The 15,924-nt window shown below is 47.6% G+C and carries 11 protein-coding genes; 5 read left to right on the top strand and 6 right to left on the bottom strand.

Features of this window, described 5'->3' with window-relative positions; genetic code table 11:
• Positions 1–27: 27 nt before the first annotated feature.
• Both pal and fnr read right to left on the bottom strand, forming a co-directional pair.
• The gene (gene pal / locus QCB44_RS02565) at positions 28–549 is read right to left on the bottom strand and encodes a peptidoglycan-associated lipoprotein Pal (protein WP_279407763.1); all 522 of its coding nucleotides are present in this window, start codon (positions 547–549) and stop codon (positions 28–30) included.
• A gap of 69 nt (positions 550–618) precedes the next feature.
• A complete protein-coding gene (fnr, locus tag QCB44_RS02560; protein WP_279407762.1) occupies positions 619–1,374 on the bottom strand; it encodes a fumarate/nitrate reduction transcriptional regulator Fnr in 756 nt (251 codons plus the stop codon).
• Between the two features lie 509 nt (positions 1,375–1,883).
• On the opposite strand from fnr, the gene QCB44_RS02555 reads away from it, so the two are divergent.
• Positions 1,884–3,086 carry a PfkB family carbohydrate kinase gene (locus tag QCB44_RS02555; protein ID WP_279407761.1) on the top strand — a complete coding sequence of 401 codons (1,203 nt, stop codon included), beginning with the start codon at positions 1,884–1,886 and terminating at the stop codon, positions 3,084–3,086.
• A 104-nt stretch (positions 3,087–3,190) separates the two neighbouring features.
• Here the strand turns inward: QCB44_RS02555 and rlmB are convergent, their stop codons facing one another.
• The 3 genes from rlmB to QCB44_RS02540 form a co-directional block, all read right to left on the bottom strand.
• Positions 3,191–3,928 (bottom strand): 23S rRNA (guanosine(2251)-2'-O)-methyltransferase RlmB, encoded by a 738-nt coding sequence (rlmB, locus tag QCB44_RS02550; protein ID WP_279407760.1) that lies wholly within the window; start codon positions 3,926–3,928, stop codon positions 3,191–3,193.
• Positions 3,925–6,300 (bottom strand): ribonuclease R, encoded by a 2,376-nt coding sequence (gene rnr / locus QCB44_RS02545; RefSeq protein ID WP_279407759.1) that lies wholly within the window; start codon positions 6,298–6,300, stop codon positions 3,925–3,927. The genes rlmB and rnr overlap by 4 nt, the downstream gene beginning before the upstream one ends.
• A 118-nt stretch (positions 6,301–6,418) precedes the next feature.
• Positions 6,419–7,831: a dihydrolipoyl dehydrogenase gene (locus QCB44_RS02540; protein ID WP_279407758.1), complete on the bottom strand. Its 1,413-nt coding sequence runs from the start codon at positions 7,829–7,831 to the stop codon at positions 6,419–6,421.
• Between the two features lie 228 nt (positions 7,832–8,059).
• Here QCB44_RS02540 and QCB44_RS02535 point away from each other — a divergent pair, with 228 nt between their 5' ends.
• Positions 8,060–9,568, top strand: a complete 1,509-nt coding sequence (locus QCB44_RS02535; protein WP_279407757.1) for a transporter substrate-binding domain-containing protein — start codon at positions 8,060–8,062, stop codon at positions 9,566–9,568.
• Here QCB44_RS02535 and thiI read toward each other — a convergent pair.
• The gene (gene thiI, locus QCB44_RS02530; protein ID WP_279407756.1) at positions 9,562–11,019 is read right to left on the bottom strand and encodes a tRNA uracil 4-sulfurtransferase ThiI; all 1,458 of its coding nucleotides are present in this window, start codon (positions 11,017–11,019) and stop codon (positions 9,562–9,564) included. The two genes, QCB44_RS02535 and thiI, sit on opposite strands and share 7 nt — an antisense overlap.
• 241 nt (positions 11,020–11,260) lie before the next feature.
• Here thiI and QCB44_RS02525 point away from each other — a divergent pair, with 241 nt between their 5' ends.
• The 3 genes from QCB44_RS02525 to ppc all read left to right on the top strand — a co-directional run bounded on the left by QCB44_RS02525 (position 11,261) and on the right by ppc (position 15,850).
• Positions 11,261–12,232 carry a class 1 fructose-bisphosphatase gene (locus QCB44_RS02525; protein ID WP_279407755.1) on the top strand — a complete coding sequence of 324 codons (972 nt, stop codon included), beginning with the start codon at positions 11,261–11,263 and terminating at the stop codon, positions 12,230–12,232.
• Between the two features lie 133 nt (positions 12,233–12,365).
• Positions 12,366–12,896 (top strand): inorganic diphosphatase, encoded by a 531-nt coding sequence (gene ppa / locus QCB44_RS02520; protein WP_279407754.1) that lies wholly within the window; start codon positions 12,366–12,368, stop codon positions 12,894–12,896.
• Positions 12,897–13,057: 161 nt separating this feature from the next.
• Positions 13,058–15,850, top strand: a complete 2,793-nt coding sequence (ppc, locus tag QCB44_RS02515) for a phosphoenolpyruvate carboxylase (protein ID WP_279407753.1) — start codon at positions 13,058–13,060, stop codon at positions 15,848–15,850.
• Positions 15,851–15,924 lie beyond the last annotated feature (74 nt).

The raw sequence follows: 15,924 nt of genomic DNA, 5'->3' as shown, positions 1-15,924 counted from the left end.
CCTTTGGGGCAACAGCTTTAACCGAACTTAGTAAGCAAATTCAGCGCGACGGTTTTGGGACCAAGCCGCTTCGTTATGTCCTTCAGCAACTGGGTTGTCTTCACCAAAGCTGATCACAGTGATACGATCCGCACTGACACCTTCGGCAATCAAAGCGGTTTTAACCGAATTTGCACGGCGCTCACCTAAAGCTAAGTTATATTCACGTGTTCCGCGCTCATCACAATGACCGCTGACGGTTACTTTAGCGTCTGAGTTTGCATTCAAATATTCCGCATGGGCTTTGATCACTTCAAAGAACTCCGGCTTGATTTCAGAACGGTCAAAATCAAAACGCACGACCATTGATGCTAACTTAGCTTGCATTTCACTCAGGTCCGTTGAGCTGACAGCAGACTGTTCTGCAACTTCAGTCGTTGCTACCGACTTATCCACTACTTCTTGAGAGGCTGGTTCTTTTTCTTCCGAAGTTGGTGTTGAACTACAACCAACCATCGTAAAACCTACCAACGCCACAGCAAACAAGTGTTTAAGACTTTGAAATTTCATTCTATCCATCCAATTAATTACTTAAAAATGAGAAAACTGCTTTTATAAAAAATTTATTTATAACGAATGCTATAACCATACAACTTTTGAGCAAGAGTTGGAATCGCAATAGTGCGTTCCCGCCAAAGTTCTTAAAGCTTCTTCATTATGAATTTGCACCTCTTTCTTTTTCCAAGTCACAATATCATCCTGATGCAACTTAGCCAAAATGCGAGAAACCGTTTCCGGAGTTAATCCCAAATAGATGGCAACATCGCGATGCAAAATACTCAAACGAAACTCTAAATAGTGATAACCTCGATTTTTGAAGCGTTCGGCCATGCTCCATAAAAATTGGGCAATACGCTGATCCGCATTCTTTTTGGTTAACAGCTCGGAATGCAGTCGGCCATCGACTACCTCTTTGCTTAAGATGCTAAACACCTGCTTATTAAGATGAGGAATCTCTCTGGACAGGTCACTCAGCTCATCGAACGGTAAGGTACACACACTGGTGGCATCGAGTGCCATCGCGCTGAACATGTGGACCTTGCCAGCTAAGGCATCTACTCCAACCACATCGCCGGGCAGATAAAAACCATGAATAATTTCTTCACCGCCATCCGTGAATGAGAATACTTTCATCACGCCAGCGCGAATAGCATACAGTGACTTAAAAGGATCTCCCGCTGCAAACAGCAGTTGATTCTTTTGTAACGGCGGCTTGCGCTGGACAATATGATCCAAACTGTCCATTTCCGCTCTAGACAACCCTGTCGGGAAACAAATTTTTTGCAGTCCACAGTTTAGACAGCTTGCATTAAAAGCCGTTTTCACTTCTGCCATAGCTAGCTCACTTCAACGTAGAAGATATGAAATTAATTGTATAGTGTTTTATTTTTTTTGCACGTCTATACGACAAAATATTTCTATTCAAGCCTATAAATTTAACTTCTTTTTCTACCAATATTATGCGTATTTATTTCACTGTCTAAAAAATAAGCAATTTAATATTTATCGGCTAATTTAAAGCACTTAAGTTCCTTTTTATTCAATTACTCACAAAGTTATCCACAGCTTTTGTGGATAATAGCCAGTCCAATCAATCCTTTTTACACCCCACCAAACTGAAACTTATATACCTTTTGTTTCAACAATTTAAATAGCAAATCTAATCCAAATTAAAGATAAAAAAAGTAACTTAACGCCAAATTCAACAATCCATTTAGGATAAATTATTCACGCTTATACACTTGACAACGCAAAACCTTACTCATTTCACTGGCTATGCTAAAATTCACCCCCATCTGTTTCATTAGCGAACAAACACAACGAATTTCGGAAAAAGGTTTAACATGGCTAAAATTCTTGGTATCGGCAATACGGTCTTAGATATTGTCCTTAGAGTTCCACACGCACTCCATGATGATGAGGAATTGCGTGCCAGTCAGCGACATGTTCAAGTGGGTGGCAACGTTAGCAACTCTCTCTACGTACTCAATCAATTAGGTCATGAGACAGCTATCTGCACCACACTGGGTGGCGATGCGGAAGCCAAACAACTAATGAACGGGTTAAAACAACGTCAAATTGACACCTCACTCGTACAACGCTTTATCAAAGGGCGCACTCCAACCTCATACATCACCCTAAATGCTGAAAATGGTCACCGTGCTATTGTGCACTTCCGCGACCTTCCAGAGTTGAGTTTTGATCATTTTGCCAAAACCGAAATTGAAAACTATGACTGGCTGCACTTTGAAGGACGAAATATCGATAACCTCAAAGGTATGCTTAATATCGCCAAGACTTTCTTGACGCATCAACCCATTTCTTTGGAGGTGGAGAAACCGCGTGACGGCATCGAAGCCCTGCTACCTCAAGCCAACGTCATCTTCTTTTCACACCACTACGCCTCTGCCAAAGGGTTTGAAAATGGCGAAACGCTTTTAAAAACCATGCAAGCACAACTTCCTAACAGCCGCCTTATTTGCACCTGGGGAGCTCAAGGCGCCTGGCTCTGTGAAGCGGGCAGTTCTATTGAACATGTTGCTGCCGAACGGGTTTCACCGGTTGTCGATACCTTAGGAGCCGGCGACACCTTCAATGCGGCCGTAATCCATCATCTTATCAACGGCGAATCCCTGCGGTCTGCGGTACAACAGGCCAGTAAGCTTGCCGCGCAAAAATGCCTGCAACACGGCCTGGACAACCTGATGCAAGGCGCGCATACACTGAAACCGATTGCCAACATTAAGCAATTAAGCAATGCTAAAACATTGGTGGTTGAGGCTGAAAATCTAGGAAAATCCGTGGTGCTGATTAAATATGAAGATGGAGTTAAAGCTTATATCAACAACTGTCCGCACCAGGATGTGCCACTGAATGAAGCCTACAAAATTGATGTGAATCCATTTGAAAAAACCATGAAATGTTCCGTACATGACGCCTTTTTTAGAATTGAAGACGGTGTTTGTATAGAAGGCCCATGCTGGGATGAGGCCCTAGAAGCGGTTGAAATCCGTGTGGAAGACAACGGCGATATTTACGCCGTCTAAACTGAACCTCTAAAACCAAACAGGCCTGCTTAAAATAAGCAGGCCTGTTCACTTTCATTTAGGTTTGCTAACCCTCCTCCTACCCGCAACCATCGATCACATTGCTACAATCTCCGCTGACGGAAGGCTTCGTAAAGCGTTATTCCTGTCGCTACTGACACATTCAGGCTCTCAACCTGTCCCACCATGGGAATCGCGGCTAAATGATCGCAAGCTTCCTTAGTCAGGCGTCGAAGGCCGCTACCTTCGGTCCCCATGACCAAACCTAAAGAACCGGTGAGGTTGTGCTCGTAGATCGTTTGATCGGTTTCCCCGGCCAAGCCAATCATCCACATGCCGGATTGCTGCAAACTTTTCATGGTTCTTACCAAGTTAGACACCACAATCAAATTGACACTTTCAGCGGCACCACAAGCCACCTTGCGTACAGTGGCGTTGATACCGACAGAATTGTGTTTAGGAATAACAACCGCATCCACACCAGCCGCATCAGCGGTTCGCAAAATAGCGCCTAAATTGTGCGGATCTTGCACTTCATCCAGAAACAGGAAGAGTGGATTATCAAGCCGTTCGATCAATGCCTGAAGATCGGATTCACTCATTTCAGGACGCGCTTGCACCCACGCCATTACCCCCTGGTGGTTAACATCCTGCAAAGAATCAAACTGATTTTTTGCGACAAATTCCGCGTGAAGTCCTAAGGCTTTAGCCTGATCAACCAGGGATTGCTGACGTTTATTCAAACGTCCCTTCATCACCGCCAGACGGAAGACAAGATGCGGCGACTGCTTAATAAACTTCTCAACCGCATGCAAGCCGTAGATCACTTCCTGCTTTTTCACGCTTTAGCCTTGGCCTTTTTAGAACCTGAACCACGTTTCTTCTTGCGATAATAACGTTTTTTACCACGTTTCTTCTTGGCGCCATCTTCATCATCTTGAAGAGCCTCTTCAGCAACCACCTCTTCAACAGAGGCATCGCCAGTTACAGATAAATCACCAATAAAACGCAAATCTACCTTGCGGTCATCCAGATTGACCTGTGCGACCTGAACCTTAACACGATCTCCCAAACGGTAAACCTTGCCGGTCCGCTCACCTTTCAAACAGTGACGCGCACCGTCATAATGGAAATAATCGTCACCCAACTCGGTAATATGAATCAATCCTTCCACATAGAGATTATCGATCTCAACAAACAACCCAAAGTTAGTCGCCGCCGTAATCACGGCTTCATATTCTTCACCAATACGATGAGACAGGAATTCACATTTCAGGAAGGTCACGGCATCACGCGTCGCTTCGTCCGCACGGCGCTCTGTATCCGAACAGTGAGCACCAAACTCAGCCATTTTTGCATCATCATAAAGGAAAGCGTCTGCTCCGGCTTTTGTCCAAGCATGACGAATTGCACGATGAATTAACAGATCCGGATAACGGCGAATCGGCGAGGTGAAATGAGTGTAGTGTTCGTAATTCAGACCGAAATGACCTTTGTTTTCAGGCTGATACACCGCTTGGCTCATACTGCGCAACAGAACGGTTTGCACCAAATGCTGATAAGGCTGTCCTTCCACCTGGTTGACCACTTTGGCGTAATCCTGAGCAGTCGGTGCATCGCCGCCGTCCAACTGCAAACCAAAATCGCCCAAGAAGGTACGCAAATTAGCCAGTTTTTCTTCGCTCGGTGACTCATGCACACGATAAACCATCGGCATTTTGTGCCATTTCAAATATCTGGCTGTCGCCACGTTGGCCATCAACATGCACTCTTCAATCAGCTTGTGTGCATCATTGCGTTTGACGGGAACAATCGAATCAATCTTGCGTGACTCATCAAAAACAATACGTGTTTCCGTGGTATCAAAATCCAGGGCACCGCGTTCGCCACGCGCTTTAACCAACGCCTGATACAATGAATTCAGCTCTTCCAAATGCGGAACCAGCTCCGCAAAGGTTTCACGGTGTTCGCTGTTTTCATTCGTCAAAATATCATGAACCTGGTTATAGGTCAGACGTGCTTTGGAATTCATCACCGCCTGATAGAACTGACTTCTCTCCAGCGTACCATCGTCACTGATCGACATATCTGCCACCATGCATAAACGGTCAACCTGCGGATTCAAAGAACAGATTCCGTTAGACAGCTTCTCCGGCAACATCGGAATCACGCGCTGAGGGAAATAGACTGAGTTACCGCGCTGATAAGCTTCTTTATCCAGCTCGGTTCCCGGCTTCACATAATGCGATACATCGGCAATGGCCACCACAAGGCGCCAACCATTTTTACGGCGCTTGGCAAAGACCGCATCGTCAAAGTCTTTAGAGTCTTCGCCATCAATCGTCACCAATTGCAAAGCGCGTAGATCTTTACGTCCTTCGAGATCCGCTTCGGTAACTTCATCCGGAATGGCTTCCAACTCCGCCAGCAAGGCATCCGACCAACTGTTTGGAATCCCGTGATCGTGGATGGCAGAATCAATCTCCATCCCCGGGGCCATATAATCACCCAACACCTCAACGATTTTTCCAATTGGACCGGAGCGCATCGACGGCTGGTGAATAATTTCTACCAGAACGATTTGTTCTTCTTTAGCATCCAACAAACCATCCTGCGGAATAAAGACATCCTGGGTAATGCGATTGTTATTTGGTCGCACCCAGGCCAAACCATCTTCAAAAGCAAGACGCCCTAGAATTTGGTGATTGGCACGTTCGGCAATTTCGACAACAACCCCTTCACGACGACCACGACGGTCTTCACCACTGATCGAGGCAATCACAATATCCCCGTGAAGAACCTTGTGCATCTCTTTTTCCGACAGAAATAGGTCTTTACTGCCATCTTCCGGCACCACAAAACCAAACCCGTCAGGATGACCCAGCACGCGCCCTTTAATCAGGTCCATTTTCTGTAACAACCCGAAGGCACCACGTCGATTACGAATTAACTGCCCGTCACGCACCATCGCTTTTAAGCGGCGGGACAAGGCTTCAAAACGCTCTTCATCTTCTTCCGAAATATCCAGCTCTTTCGCTAGCTGGTAAAGACGCATGGGCTGTTGAACCGCTTCCAGGGTTTCTAGAATAAATTCGCGACTCGGAATAGGATTATCGTATTTTTGCGCTTCGCGCTGGGCATAAGGATCATTCGCGCCCGTTTCGCCGCTGTTATCACCGTTTAAATCGCGAAGCTCTTCAGATTGTTTAGTCACTCGACACCATATAAGTTTAAGCCCCGCCTAGAGGTCCCGCCATCATGACGACCGAGACGTTTGACGGGGCTAATTAAATTTAAAAACCGGCCGCATTATACCAAAAAACACTATCTTTTTATTGCATTAGTGTTAATTCTGGTGCCATCGGCCTTTCGTCTTCATCATAAACCGCATAATAGAGTTTTTGAACCGCAGACTGTATCGCCTCTTCCAACACCGGGTGATAGAACGGCATACGCATCAACTCCAAAACCGTCATGCGCTGTTCCACCGCCCAGCTCAACAGGTGGGCGAAATGTTCCGCATGCGGCATAATCAGCTCGCCACCCAACAAACACTTGTTGATTTTGTCGGCATATAAACAAATCAGGCCGTGGTCCTCGTGCATGACAATTGCCCGTCCGTTATTACGTTCCAAATCAAATGTCGCCATTTCAATACGGTCGGGATTCAAGCTCTTAAACGAAACGCCAAACGATGCCATTTCCGGATCGGTAAACGCGATACCCAATGGCGTTTTGCGCTCATACGCCTCGACCTCCGGAAAGGCTAACGCATTCAGCGCCGCTATTTTACCTTCATACCCGGCTTCATGCAGAATCGGCCGGTAACCGTTCACGTCGCCGGCAATAAAAATAGGCTTGTCTTCAACCTGCATCGTGTGCCGATTAAAGCTAGGCATTCCTCGCCCATCCAATTCAATCCCAGCCGCCTCTAGGTTCAGAGAATCCAAGTTAGGGCGCCGCCCCAATGAAGCCAATACCGCATCCACCTCAACCTCTGTTTTTGAGGTCACCACTTTAACCCCGTTAGCGCCCCCCTCCAAGCTTGATGCCTCCCCCAAATAAAGAGGAAATTCTTGGGAAAACAACTCAATCGCCTTTTGATTGACCTCCGGCACAGAGAGTCCACCAATAAAATCGGACAACTCAAAGCCGGAGACATCAACACCCAGTCGAGACATCGCCTGTCCCAACTCCAAACCAATCACCCCCAGCCCGATGACGGCCATGCGCTTTGGCAGAACGTCCTGTTCAAAAATGGTATCACTGGTCAGCAGGCGATCCCCCAGATTCTGCCACGCTGCTGGAACCACCGGTTCCGAACCGGTAGCGATGATGATGCATTCGGCTTCAATCTGTTGACCATTCACTTCAAGCCGGTTTTCTCCGGTAAAGCGCGCATAGCCTGAAATCAACTGCGATTCTGGCAATGCATCCGTGGTACCTGCCTTCACCCCGCCGGTAAATCGATCGCGCAAACGGCGCACCCGTTTCAGCACGGCCTGCTGATCAACTTGCAAAGCCTCTCCACCTTGGACGCCAAACTCGGCAAATTGATAACGTTTGTGAAACAGATTCGCAGACTGAATCATCGCCTTGGATGGCATGCAGCCCACACGTGCACAAGTCGTACCATAATGACCGCCATTAATCAGCACAAAATCTTCTGTCTGCTTACGAATCGTACTCATCGCCGTGAGCCCTGATGTTCCTGCTCCGATAATGGCATACTTGACCTTACGCATCGCCCACCGACTCCCTTAAAAACTTGATATTGAAAGCTCCATTTTACCCGGCAACAACATAGGCACAAGGCGTTTATTCCAACAATTTACGAATTTAAACGTTAAGCAAAACCACTTAGACTCAACGGAATTAAAATTAAGGTTTGTCAGGCCTGAAAACTTGTCTACAATAGATTCAATTTCACTGTGTGGTTTCATCCATTGCTGAAGACAACCAAGACATCTATCTTGCTAATCACCGGCTTTTTGCTGTTAAGCCCGGCTTCACTCGCCCAAAAGACCGTTGAAACCACCTCGCTGACCGACCGAATTCAACAATCCTTCATCGGAGACTTGGAACAAATTCGAGAACGGCGAATATTACGCGTCTTAGTCAGTCATAATCGCACCAACTTTTTTGAAACCCGCAAAGGTCGACGCGGAATCGAATACGATCTGCTGCGTGCTTATGAAAACTACCTCAATCGCGGCCCGCGCCGCGAACGCTACAAGACCCATGTGGTTTTTTTGGTCCGCCCTTTTAACCAACTGTTTAATGAACTGTTGCAAGGCAGAGGGGATTTAATCGCTTCCGGCCTGACCATCACCCCTGAACGAAGTGCACTGGTCGACTTCACCGACCCTTACATCACCGACATCCAGGAAGTGTTAATCAGCCATAAAGGCGCGCCCCCGATTACCCGACTTGAAGACCTGGCTGGAAAACGAATCATCGCGGTGGCCAACAGCAGCTACATCATTCACCTGCGCATGTTTAATCAGTTTTTAGGCTTGCACGGCTTGGAGCCAATTGAAATCGTGCAAGCCGACCCTTTGTTTGAAGCGGAAGATGTTTTAGAACTGGTTAATGCCGGCATTTACCTCTATACCGTCGCCGATAATCACATTGCAGAAATCTACCAGAAAGCGTTAGAAAACATTGAAGTGCATGAAGACATGGTCTTTCATCACGGCGGACAAATCGCCTGGGCATTGAACCGCCACCTTCCCGAACTCAAAGAGTCGTTAAATGCCTTTATTCACACCTACGCCAGACAAGGCCGCCTTCTGGGGAACAGCCTCTACCGCAAATACTTCGAAAACGCCTACTGGATTCGCCAACCCGAACTGCTTTCCGAAATTGAAAATACCGAATGTCTCTCCTACTACCTACAGCTATATTCGGAGTTCTACGGTTTTGATTGGTTCTTGATTGCCGCCCAGGCCTATCAGGAGTCGAAGTTTAACCAAAACCTCACCAGCCACGCCGGCGCTTATGGCATCATGCAGATCAAACCTTCGACGGCGAGTTCGAAAAACGTCGGCATCAAAAACATTAAAACACTGGAAAACAATATCCACGCCGGCGTGAAATATCTGGCCTTCTTGCGTGACACCTATTTTTCAGGACCGGAATACAGCCCGGAAGACCAAATCAACTTTTCATTAGCCGCTTATAATGCCGGACCGGGACGGGTGCGCAAGATGCAGCGCCAAGCGCACAATTTAGGGCTGAATCCGAACAAATGGTTCTACAATGTGGAGGTGGTCGCACGCAATACCATCGGCCATGAAACGGTGGATTATGTAACCAAAATCCAAAAAACCAAATTCGCTTTAAAAAGTTACAAAACGCTTTCGGACACCAAAAAGCTCCTCAAAGCCAAACAACTTGAAAACGACTTGGACGAAGAGGTGATTGCCACCTCATCCGAACAACAAGAAGCTCAGCAAAACACCTCGGACACCGTTCAATGATCGGCGGGACGATACACCCTGACATTATCAAACCCTTGGTCTTGCAAATACTGGGCGTGAAGCTGGCTCATCACCCCTTTTTCGCAATAGAGCAGATAGCCTTTCCCTTGGTCCAGTTTCGCAAAGGATTTGTTGAGCTGATGAAATGGGATGCTCAATACCTCAACACTCTCCAACCCTTTTAAAGGGCGTGCCTGCTGTTCGGCTTCGGCCCGGATATCGATTACCGCCGTGTTATCAGGAATGTCGTTGAGAATCTCTATATGCGCGGTTTCGGTCACATCCTGAACGATTTGGTCGACCGGAATGGTGACCGCCGATTCAACGGCTTGATCCAATACCGCATAATCAAACTTGGCCGCCTCTTTTTCCATACGTTCAAACGACGCATTGGTCACCGGGTTCTTGGAAATCACCCCGCAATATTCCGGCATATTCTCCGCAAAATGCCGCGTTCCGATGTGGTCGGCCAACGCCATGATCTCAGGCTTGTTCATGGTCGCCAAAGGACGCAACACCAGCATGTTGGTGACGCTGTCAATCACCGCGAGATTACGCAGAGTTTGACTGCTCACCTGAGCCACACTCTCTCCAGTGACCAACGCATCAATCCCCATCTGTTTGGCCACTTTTTCCGCCGCCATCAACATCAAACGCTTTAACGTCACCCCCATGTAGCTTTCATGGGTAGAACGGAAGATCTCTTCCACCACGGCCTCAAACGGTACGGTAACAAACGAGACTCGATGCGAGGCGCCAAACTGGCTCCATAAATACAGCGCAACCTGTTTAACGCCGATTTCATGAGCCGCACCGCCGAGATTAAAGAAGATAAAATGGGTTTTGATACCGCGTTTCATGGTCAAATAGCTGGCAATCGTCGAGTCGAACCCGCCGGACATCAACGACAACAACTGACCTTGTGATCCCATCGGAAATCCACCCAGGCCCGTTCGCTTTGCGGTGACGATATTCAGATCCTGCTGGCTAATATGAACTTCGACCTTGACCTCCGGATGATGTAAATCGACCTTCTTGGCTTGACCTTTTTGCAGCAACACCCCGCCCAAAAAACGCTCGGCATCAAACGAACTAAACTCATGGGTTCCGCTGCGTTTGACACGTACCACAAACGTTTTACCTTCAATCCACGGCACCGCATGCTCCGCCACCTTGTCCGCCATCGCCTCCAGAGTCTCCAGATTCGAATACTGGATCACTTCCAGAATGTGCTCCACCCCTGGCGTTTGCAACAGCACCTTACGCACCGCAGGCACAAACTCATCTGCCGTCTGCACTTCGATTTTGTCCCAGAAACGCTTGATTTCAACCTGCGGATTCACCCGCAATAGCAAGGTGCGCAGATTGTCGTTCAACTGACTGACCATTTTTTTCTTGGCCGCATGCCCCTTGACCATAATTTCCGGGAAAAATTTAACGATGAATTTCATAAAAGCCTGTACCGCTGAGGGAGTTATCCGATTGCAAAACGCCTATTCTACCAAGTTTACCCAACAGATAAAAAACCGTTAACCCAAGACCATCTCAAACCGCGCCATTCACGACTAAAGCAACCAAACCCGCCCTTTAAGCGATTGTCATCCACCTTGATGAACTTGTACCTTTTAAAGTCAACATGATAGAATTGCCGCAATTTTTTTCAATTTTCAATTCAATATAGAGAGAATCTCGATGAAAAGACTTGATCAAGTATTAGCCGCCGACGGTGTACCAGCCGAACTGGAACTGGTCATCAACCACGTTATGGTCGCTTGTAAAGACATCGCCTACAAACTGGGCCAAGGTGAGTTGGCTGGCATCCTAGGTGCAACCGAAGATGAAAACGTTCAAGGTGAAACTCAAAAGAAACTGGACGTTATTTCTAACGACCTGTTGAAAGACATCTTGGTTTCAAACCCATACGTGCGCGGAATCGGTTCAGAAGAAGAAGATTACACTGTGGCCGGAAATGCTGACGGTAAATACTTGGTAACATTCGATCCGTTAGATGGTTCTTCAAACATCGACGTCAACCTTTCTGTCGGCACAATCTTCTCTATCCTGGAAGCGAAAGACGATCGTTCTGGCGATCAACAAGAAGTATTCCTACAAAACGGTCGCAACCAGGTAGCCGCAGGTTATGTTCTTTACGGTCCTTCTGTTATTTTGGTCATGACAACCGGTAACGGCGTTAACTTCTTTACCCTAGACACCAACATCGGTGAGTTTGTATTGACCAAGTCAAACATCACGATCCCAGAAGACACCGCAGAATTCGCGATCAACATGTCTAACCAGCGTTTCTGGGAACCAGAAATGAAGCAGTACATCGACGACTGTTTGAAAGGTGAAGAAGGTCCTTTAGGCAAACGTTACAACATGCGCTGGGTAGCCTCTATGGTGGCTGAAGTTCACCGCATCTTGGTGCGTGGTGGTATCTTCATGTATCCATACGACAACCGTGATCCATCAAAGGCCGGTAAACTGCGTCTAATGTACGAAGGGAACCCAATGTCGATGATCGTGGAACAAGCCGGCGGTGCTTCTTCTACAGGTCGCATGGACATCATGGACGTTGAGCCTCAAGGAATCCACGATCGCGTACCAGTGGTACTAGGATCGAAGAACGAAGTGGCTAAAGTGGTTGCCTACCACAAGGCGTAATAAGCCAAGTTCACTGGACTGATAAGCACCCGCTTCAAGCGGGTGTTTTGCTTTAAACCGAATTGATTTGCGATTAAAACTGAACAGGCCTGCTTAAAACTGAACAGGCCTGCTTAAAACAAGGAAATAGATTATGGGTTACGCAGCCGTTCCTGCTGGAAATGAACTTCCAAACGACATTAACGTCATTATTGAAATCCCGGCGTTTGCTTCACCAATCAAATACGAAGTAGACAAAGAGACCGACCTGGTTTGGGTAGACCGTATTCAAGGCGCTACCATGCAATACCCGGCCAACTACGGCTACATCAACAACACCTTGGCCAACGACGGTGATCCGGTTGACGTTTTGGTCGTGACGCCACACCCTTTAATGATTGGTTCAGTGATCCGTTGTCGCCCGATCGGCATTCTTAAAATGACCGATGACGGTGGTGAAGACGCCAAGGTGGTCGCCGTTCCGGTTGACAAGCTGACGCCGATCTACAAGGACATCAGCGCGGTTGAGCAAATTCCGCTTCTTAAAGAGCAGATCGAGCACTTCTTCAGCCACTATAAAGCGCTTGAACCTGGCAAATGGGTTAAGATTGACGGCTGGGGTGACGTGGATGCCGCCCGTGAAGAAATTCTAGCCGGTGCCAAACAATATGAGGAAAAGGCGTAATCTCGCCTCCTTTCAAAGCCCCATTCTTGGGGCTTTTTTATGCCTTAATCAAGACTGGCTAACCTCAAAAGACAAATCGTATTAGGGCCAAGTCTCTGTTAACTCCCCTATAGATTCTGTTATAATTCCCCCAATTTTGTTTATAAAAACTGAGAGTAAAAATGGCTGCAGAAAAGCGAGATAAGCAACTTAGAGCACGCGTCAAGTTACTTGGAAGTCTTCTAGGTGAAATCATCGAAACCCAAGTCGGCAAACCCGTTTTGGATGCAATCGAAAAACTGCGCACTGGGTACATTCAACTTCACGAACAGGATGACCCGGAACTTCGCGCCGAATTGACCAAGTTTATCGAAGAACAATCTGCAGACGATCTGATTCTGATTATTCGCGCCTTTAACATCTACTTTAGCCTGGTTAACCTGGCGGAAGAGGAGCACCAGTATCACGAACGTCAAAGTCAACTGAAATCGGACGGCCCACTATGGGAAGGTTCTGTCCTTAAAACCATTGAAGAATTCAAAACACGTGGTTACAGTGCCGACGAAGTGCAACTTCTGCTTAACAAGCTGAACTACATCCCGGTGTTTACCGCGCATCCGACGGAATCGAAACGTCGTGCCGTGATGGAAAACCTGCGCAAAATATTCCTGACCCTGGGCGAACTGAATGAGGCGGAAGCCTATAACAACCCTTACGCACAAGAAGAAGTCATCAAAAAGCTGCAGTACCAAATTCAAGTCCTGTGGAAAACCGACGAAGTGCGTCGCATGAAACCAACCGTGGAAGACGAAATCCGTAACGGGATCTACTACTTCCGCCAGTCGCTGTTCAGTGCGGTTCCGCAAGTCTACCGCTACATGGAACGTGCGCTTGGCCGCTTCTATCCGGACGACAAAATCGAGACGCCGAATTTCCTGACATTTGGTTCCTGGATCGGAGGTGACCGTGATGGTAACCCGTTCGTCACCCATGACACGACGGTTAAAGCGCTTCTGCTGCAAACGCGTTCGGTACTTTATGAATATCAAAACCGCGTCTTCGATTTAAGTCATAAATTGACTCACTCTCGTTTTATCAGCGACATCAATCAGGACCTGATCAACAAGGCCACCATTGTGGACGCTGACCTGATGGAAATGGTCTTTAAAAAACGCCCGGAACGTTTCCGTGATGAACCTTACCGTCGTTTCCTTTACCTGATTCGCGGACGCCTACAACAAAACCTGAATTACGTAGAAGCCAAACTGAACGGCAGTCCAATCAAGAAATCACCGTTTGCTTACAACTCGGAAGACGAATTGCTGAGCGACCTGCAATTGATTCATAAATCCTTGTGTGAACACGGTGATGAAAACGTGGCTAACGCCGATCTACAAGATTTGATCCGCTTGGTGCAGACCTTCGGTTTCTATCTGATGCGTCTGGACATTCGCCAAGAATCGACCGTGCACAGCGAAGCCGTTGCCGACCTGCTGTCACATTTGAATATTGACTATAACGCGCTTTCAGAGTCGGAAAAACTCGAACTCCTGGCACAGCATGTCGGTTCAGCGACCATCATCGACACTCAGCACCTTGACCTTAAAGACATGACCAAAGAGGTGCTGGAAGTCTTTAATGTTATTCGCAAAATGCGCAAGGAAATCAGCCCTAAGGCCTTTAACAATTATGTCATCTCCATGACGCATGAAGCCAGCCATGTCATGGAGGTGCTGTTCCTCGCGCACCAAGCCGGTTTGGCTGGTTACAATGCCGGAAAACCTTATTGCGATATCCGCATCAGCCCTCTGTTTGAAACCATTGAGGACTTGAAACACATTGTTCCGGTGACTCAAGCATTGCTGGAAAACGACACCTATCGCGTGATGCTGGAATCATCCGGTAATCAGCAAGAAATCATGCTGGGATACTCCGATTCCGCTAAGGACGGCGGTAACTTATCCTCAGCATGGAGCCTGTATCAAGCTCAGCAATCCATTATGGAGCTGGCAGACCAGTATGGCATCGATTGCCGTCTATTCCATGGTCGCGGTGGTACAGTGGGCCGTGGAGGCGGACCAACCCATCATGCGATCCTGTCTCAGCCAACCGGAACGGTTCGCGGAGCCATCAAATTCACTGAACAGGGTGAAGTACTGTCATACAAGTACAGCAACACCGAAACCGCCATGTATGAACTTTCATTGGGTGTGACCGGGTTGATGAAAGCCAGTACCGGCCTGATCAAACCACCTAAGGCGGATAACCCAGAATACCTGCGAACCATGCAGAAACTGGCTGAGCAGGGAGAGCAGTGCTTCCGTGAGCTGACCGACCATACCGAAGGTTTCTTCGAGTTCTTCTACCAGGCTACCCCGGTAACGGAAATCGGTTTACTGAATATCGGCTCGCGCCCTTCTCACCGTAAGAAAGGCAACCTGTCCAAATCGTCAATCCGTGCCATTCCATGGATTTTCGGCTGGGCGCAAGCACGCTTAACCTTCCCGGCTTGGCAAGGAACCGGTTATGCTTTGGATAGCTGGATTAAGGAGCACGGTGACGATACCATGCTCAAAGAGATGTATAAAAACTGGCCGTTCTTCAATGGTCTGCTCAGCAACATCCAAATGGCGCTGTTCAAAACCGACCTGAAAATCGGTGCCGAATACACCAAATTAGGGCACGATCAGGAAGTCGCTCAGAAGATCTATAACATGATCGCTGAAGAACATACTCGTGGCGTCAAGCATATTCTGGAGATCACCGGAAATGAGTACCTGATGGCGGAAACACCCGGCTTAGCTCGTTCTTTGAGCCGCCGTACGCCATACCTGGAACCGTTGAACAACATCCAAGTTGCCGTGCTGCGTCGCTATAAAGACGAATCTTTAAGTGAAGAAGAACGCAATGTTTGGCTGACGCCGCTGCTTAACAGCATCAATGCGATTGCCGCAGGGATGCGTAACACCGGTTAAAGCGATTCAGGTTGGGCCTAACGTTATCACTCCGCCCTTCTTCAGATCACTCAATTGCCCCGCTTAAACGCGGG

This window comes from Thiomicrorhabdus sp. zzn3, from assembly GCF_029767755.1.
GTDB lineage: Bacteria > Pseudomonadota > Gammaproteobacteria > Thiomicrospirales > Thiomicrospiraceae > Thiomicrorhabdus.
Note: the sequence above shows the minus strand (reverse complement) of the source record. Positions and strands in the feature narration are given on the sequence as shown.

What these genes read in the sequence shown, in the direction of transcription:
- pal (WP_279407763.1), bottom strand. Translation starts at nt 549, where the DNA reads ATGAAATTTCAAAGTCTTAAACACTTGTTTGCTGTGGCGTTGGTAGGT.
- fnr (WP_279407762.1), bottom strand. Translation starts at nt 1,374, where the DNA reads ATGGCAGAAGTGAAAACGGCTTTTAATGCAAGCTGTCTAAACTGTGGA.
- QCB44_RS02525 (WP_279407755.1), top strand. Translation starts at nt 11,261, where the DNA reads ATGAAAAGACTTGATCAAGTATTAGCCGCCGACGGTGTACCAGCCGAA.
- ppa (WP_279407754.1), top strand. Translation starts at nt 12,366, where the DNA reads ATGGGTTACGCAGCCGTTCCTGCTGGAAATGAACTTCCAAACGACATT.
- ppc (WP_279407753.1), top strand. Translation starts at nt 13,058, where the DNA reads ATGGCTGCAGAAAAGCGAGATAAGCAACTTAGAGCACGCGTCAAGTTA.
- thiI (WP_279407756.1), bottom strand. Translation starts at nt 11,019, where the DNA reads ATGAAATTCATCGTTAAATTTTTCCCGGAAATTATGGTCAAGGGGCAT.
- QCB44_RS02540 (WP_279407758.1), bottom strand. Translation starts at nt 7,831, where the DNA reads ATGCGTAAGGTCAAGTATGCCATTATCGGAGCAGGAACATCAGGGCTC.
- QCB44_RS02555 (WP_279407761.1), top strand. Translation starts at nt 1,884, where the DNA reads ATGGCTAAAATTCTTGGTATCGGCAATACGGTCTTAGATATTGTCCTT.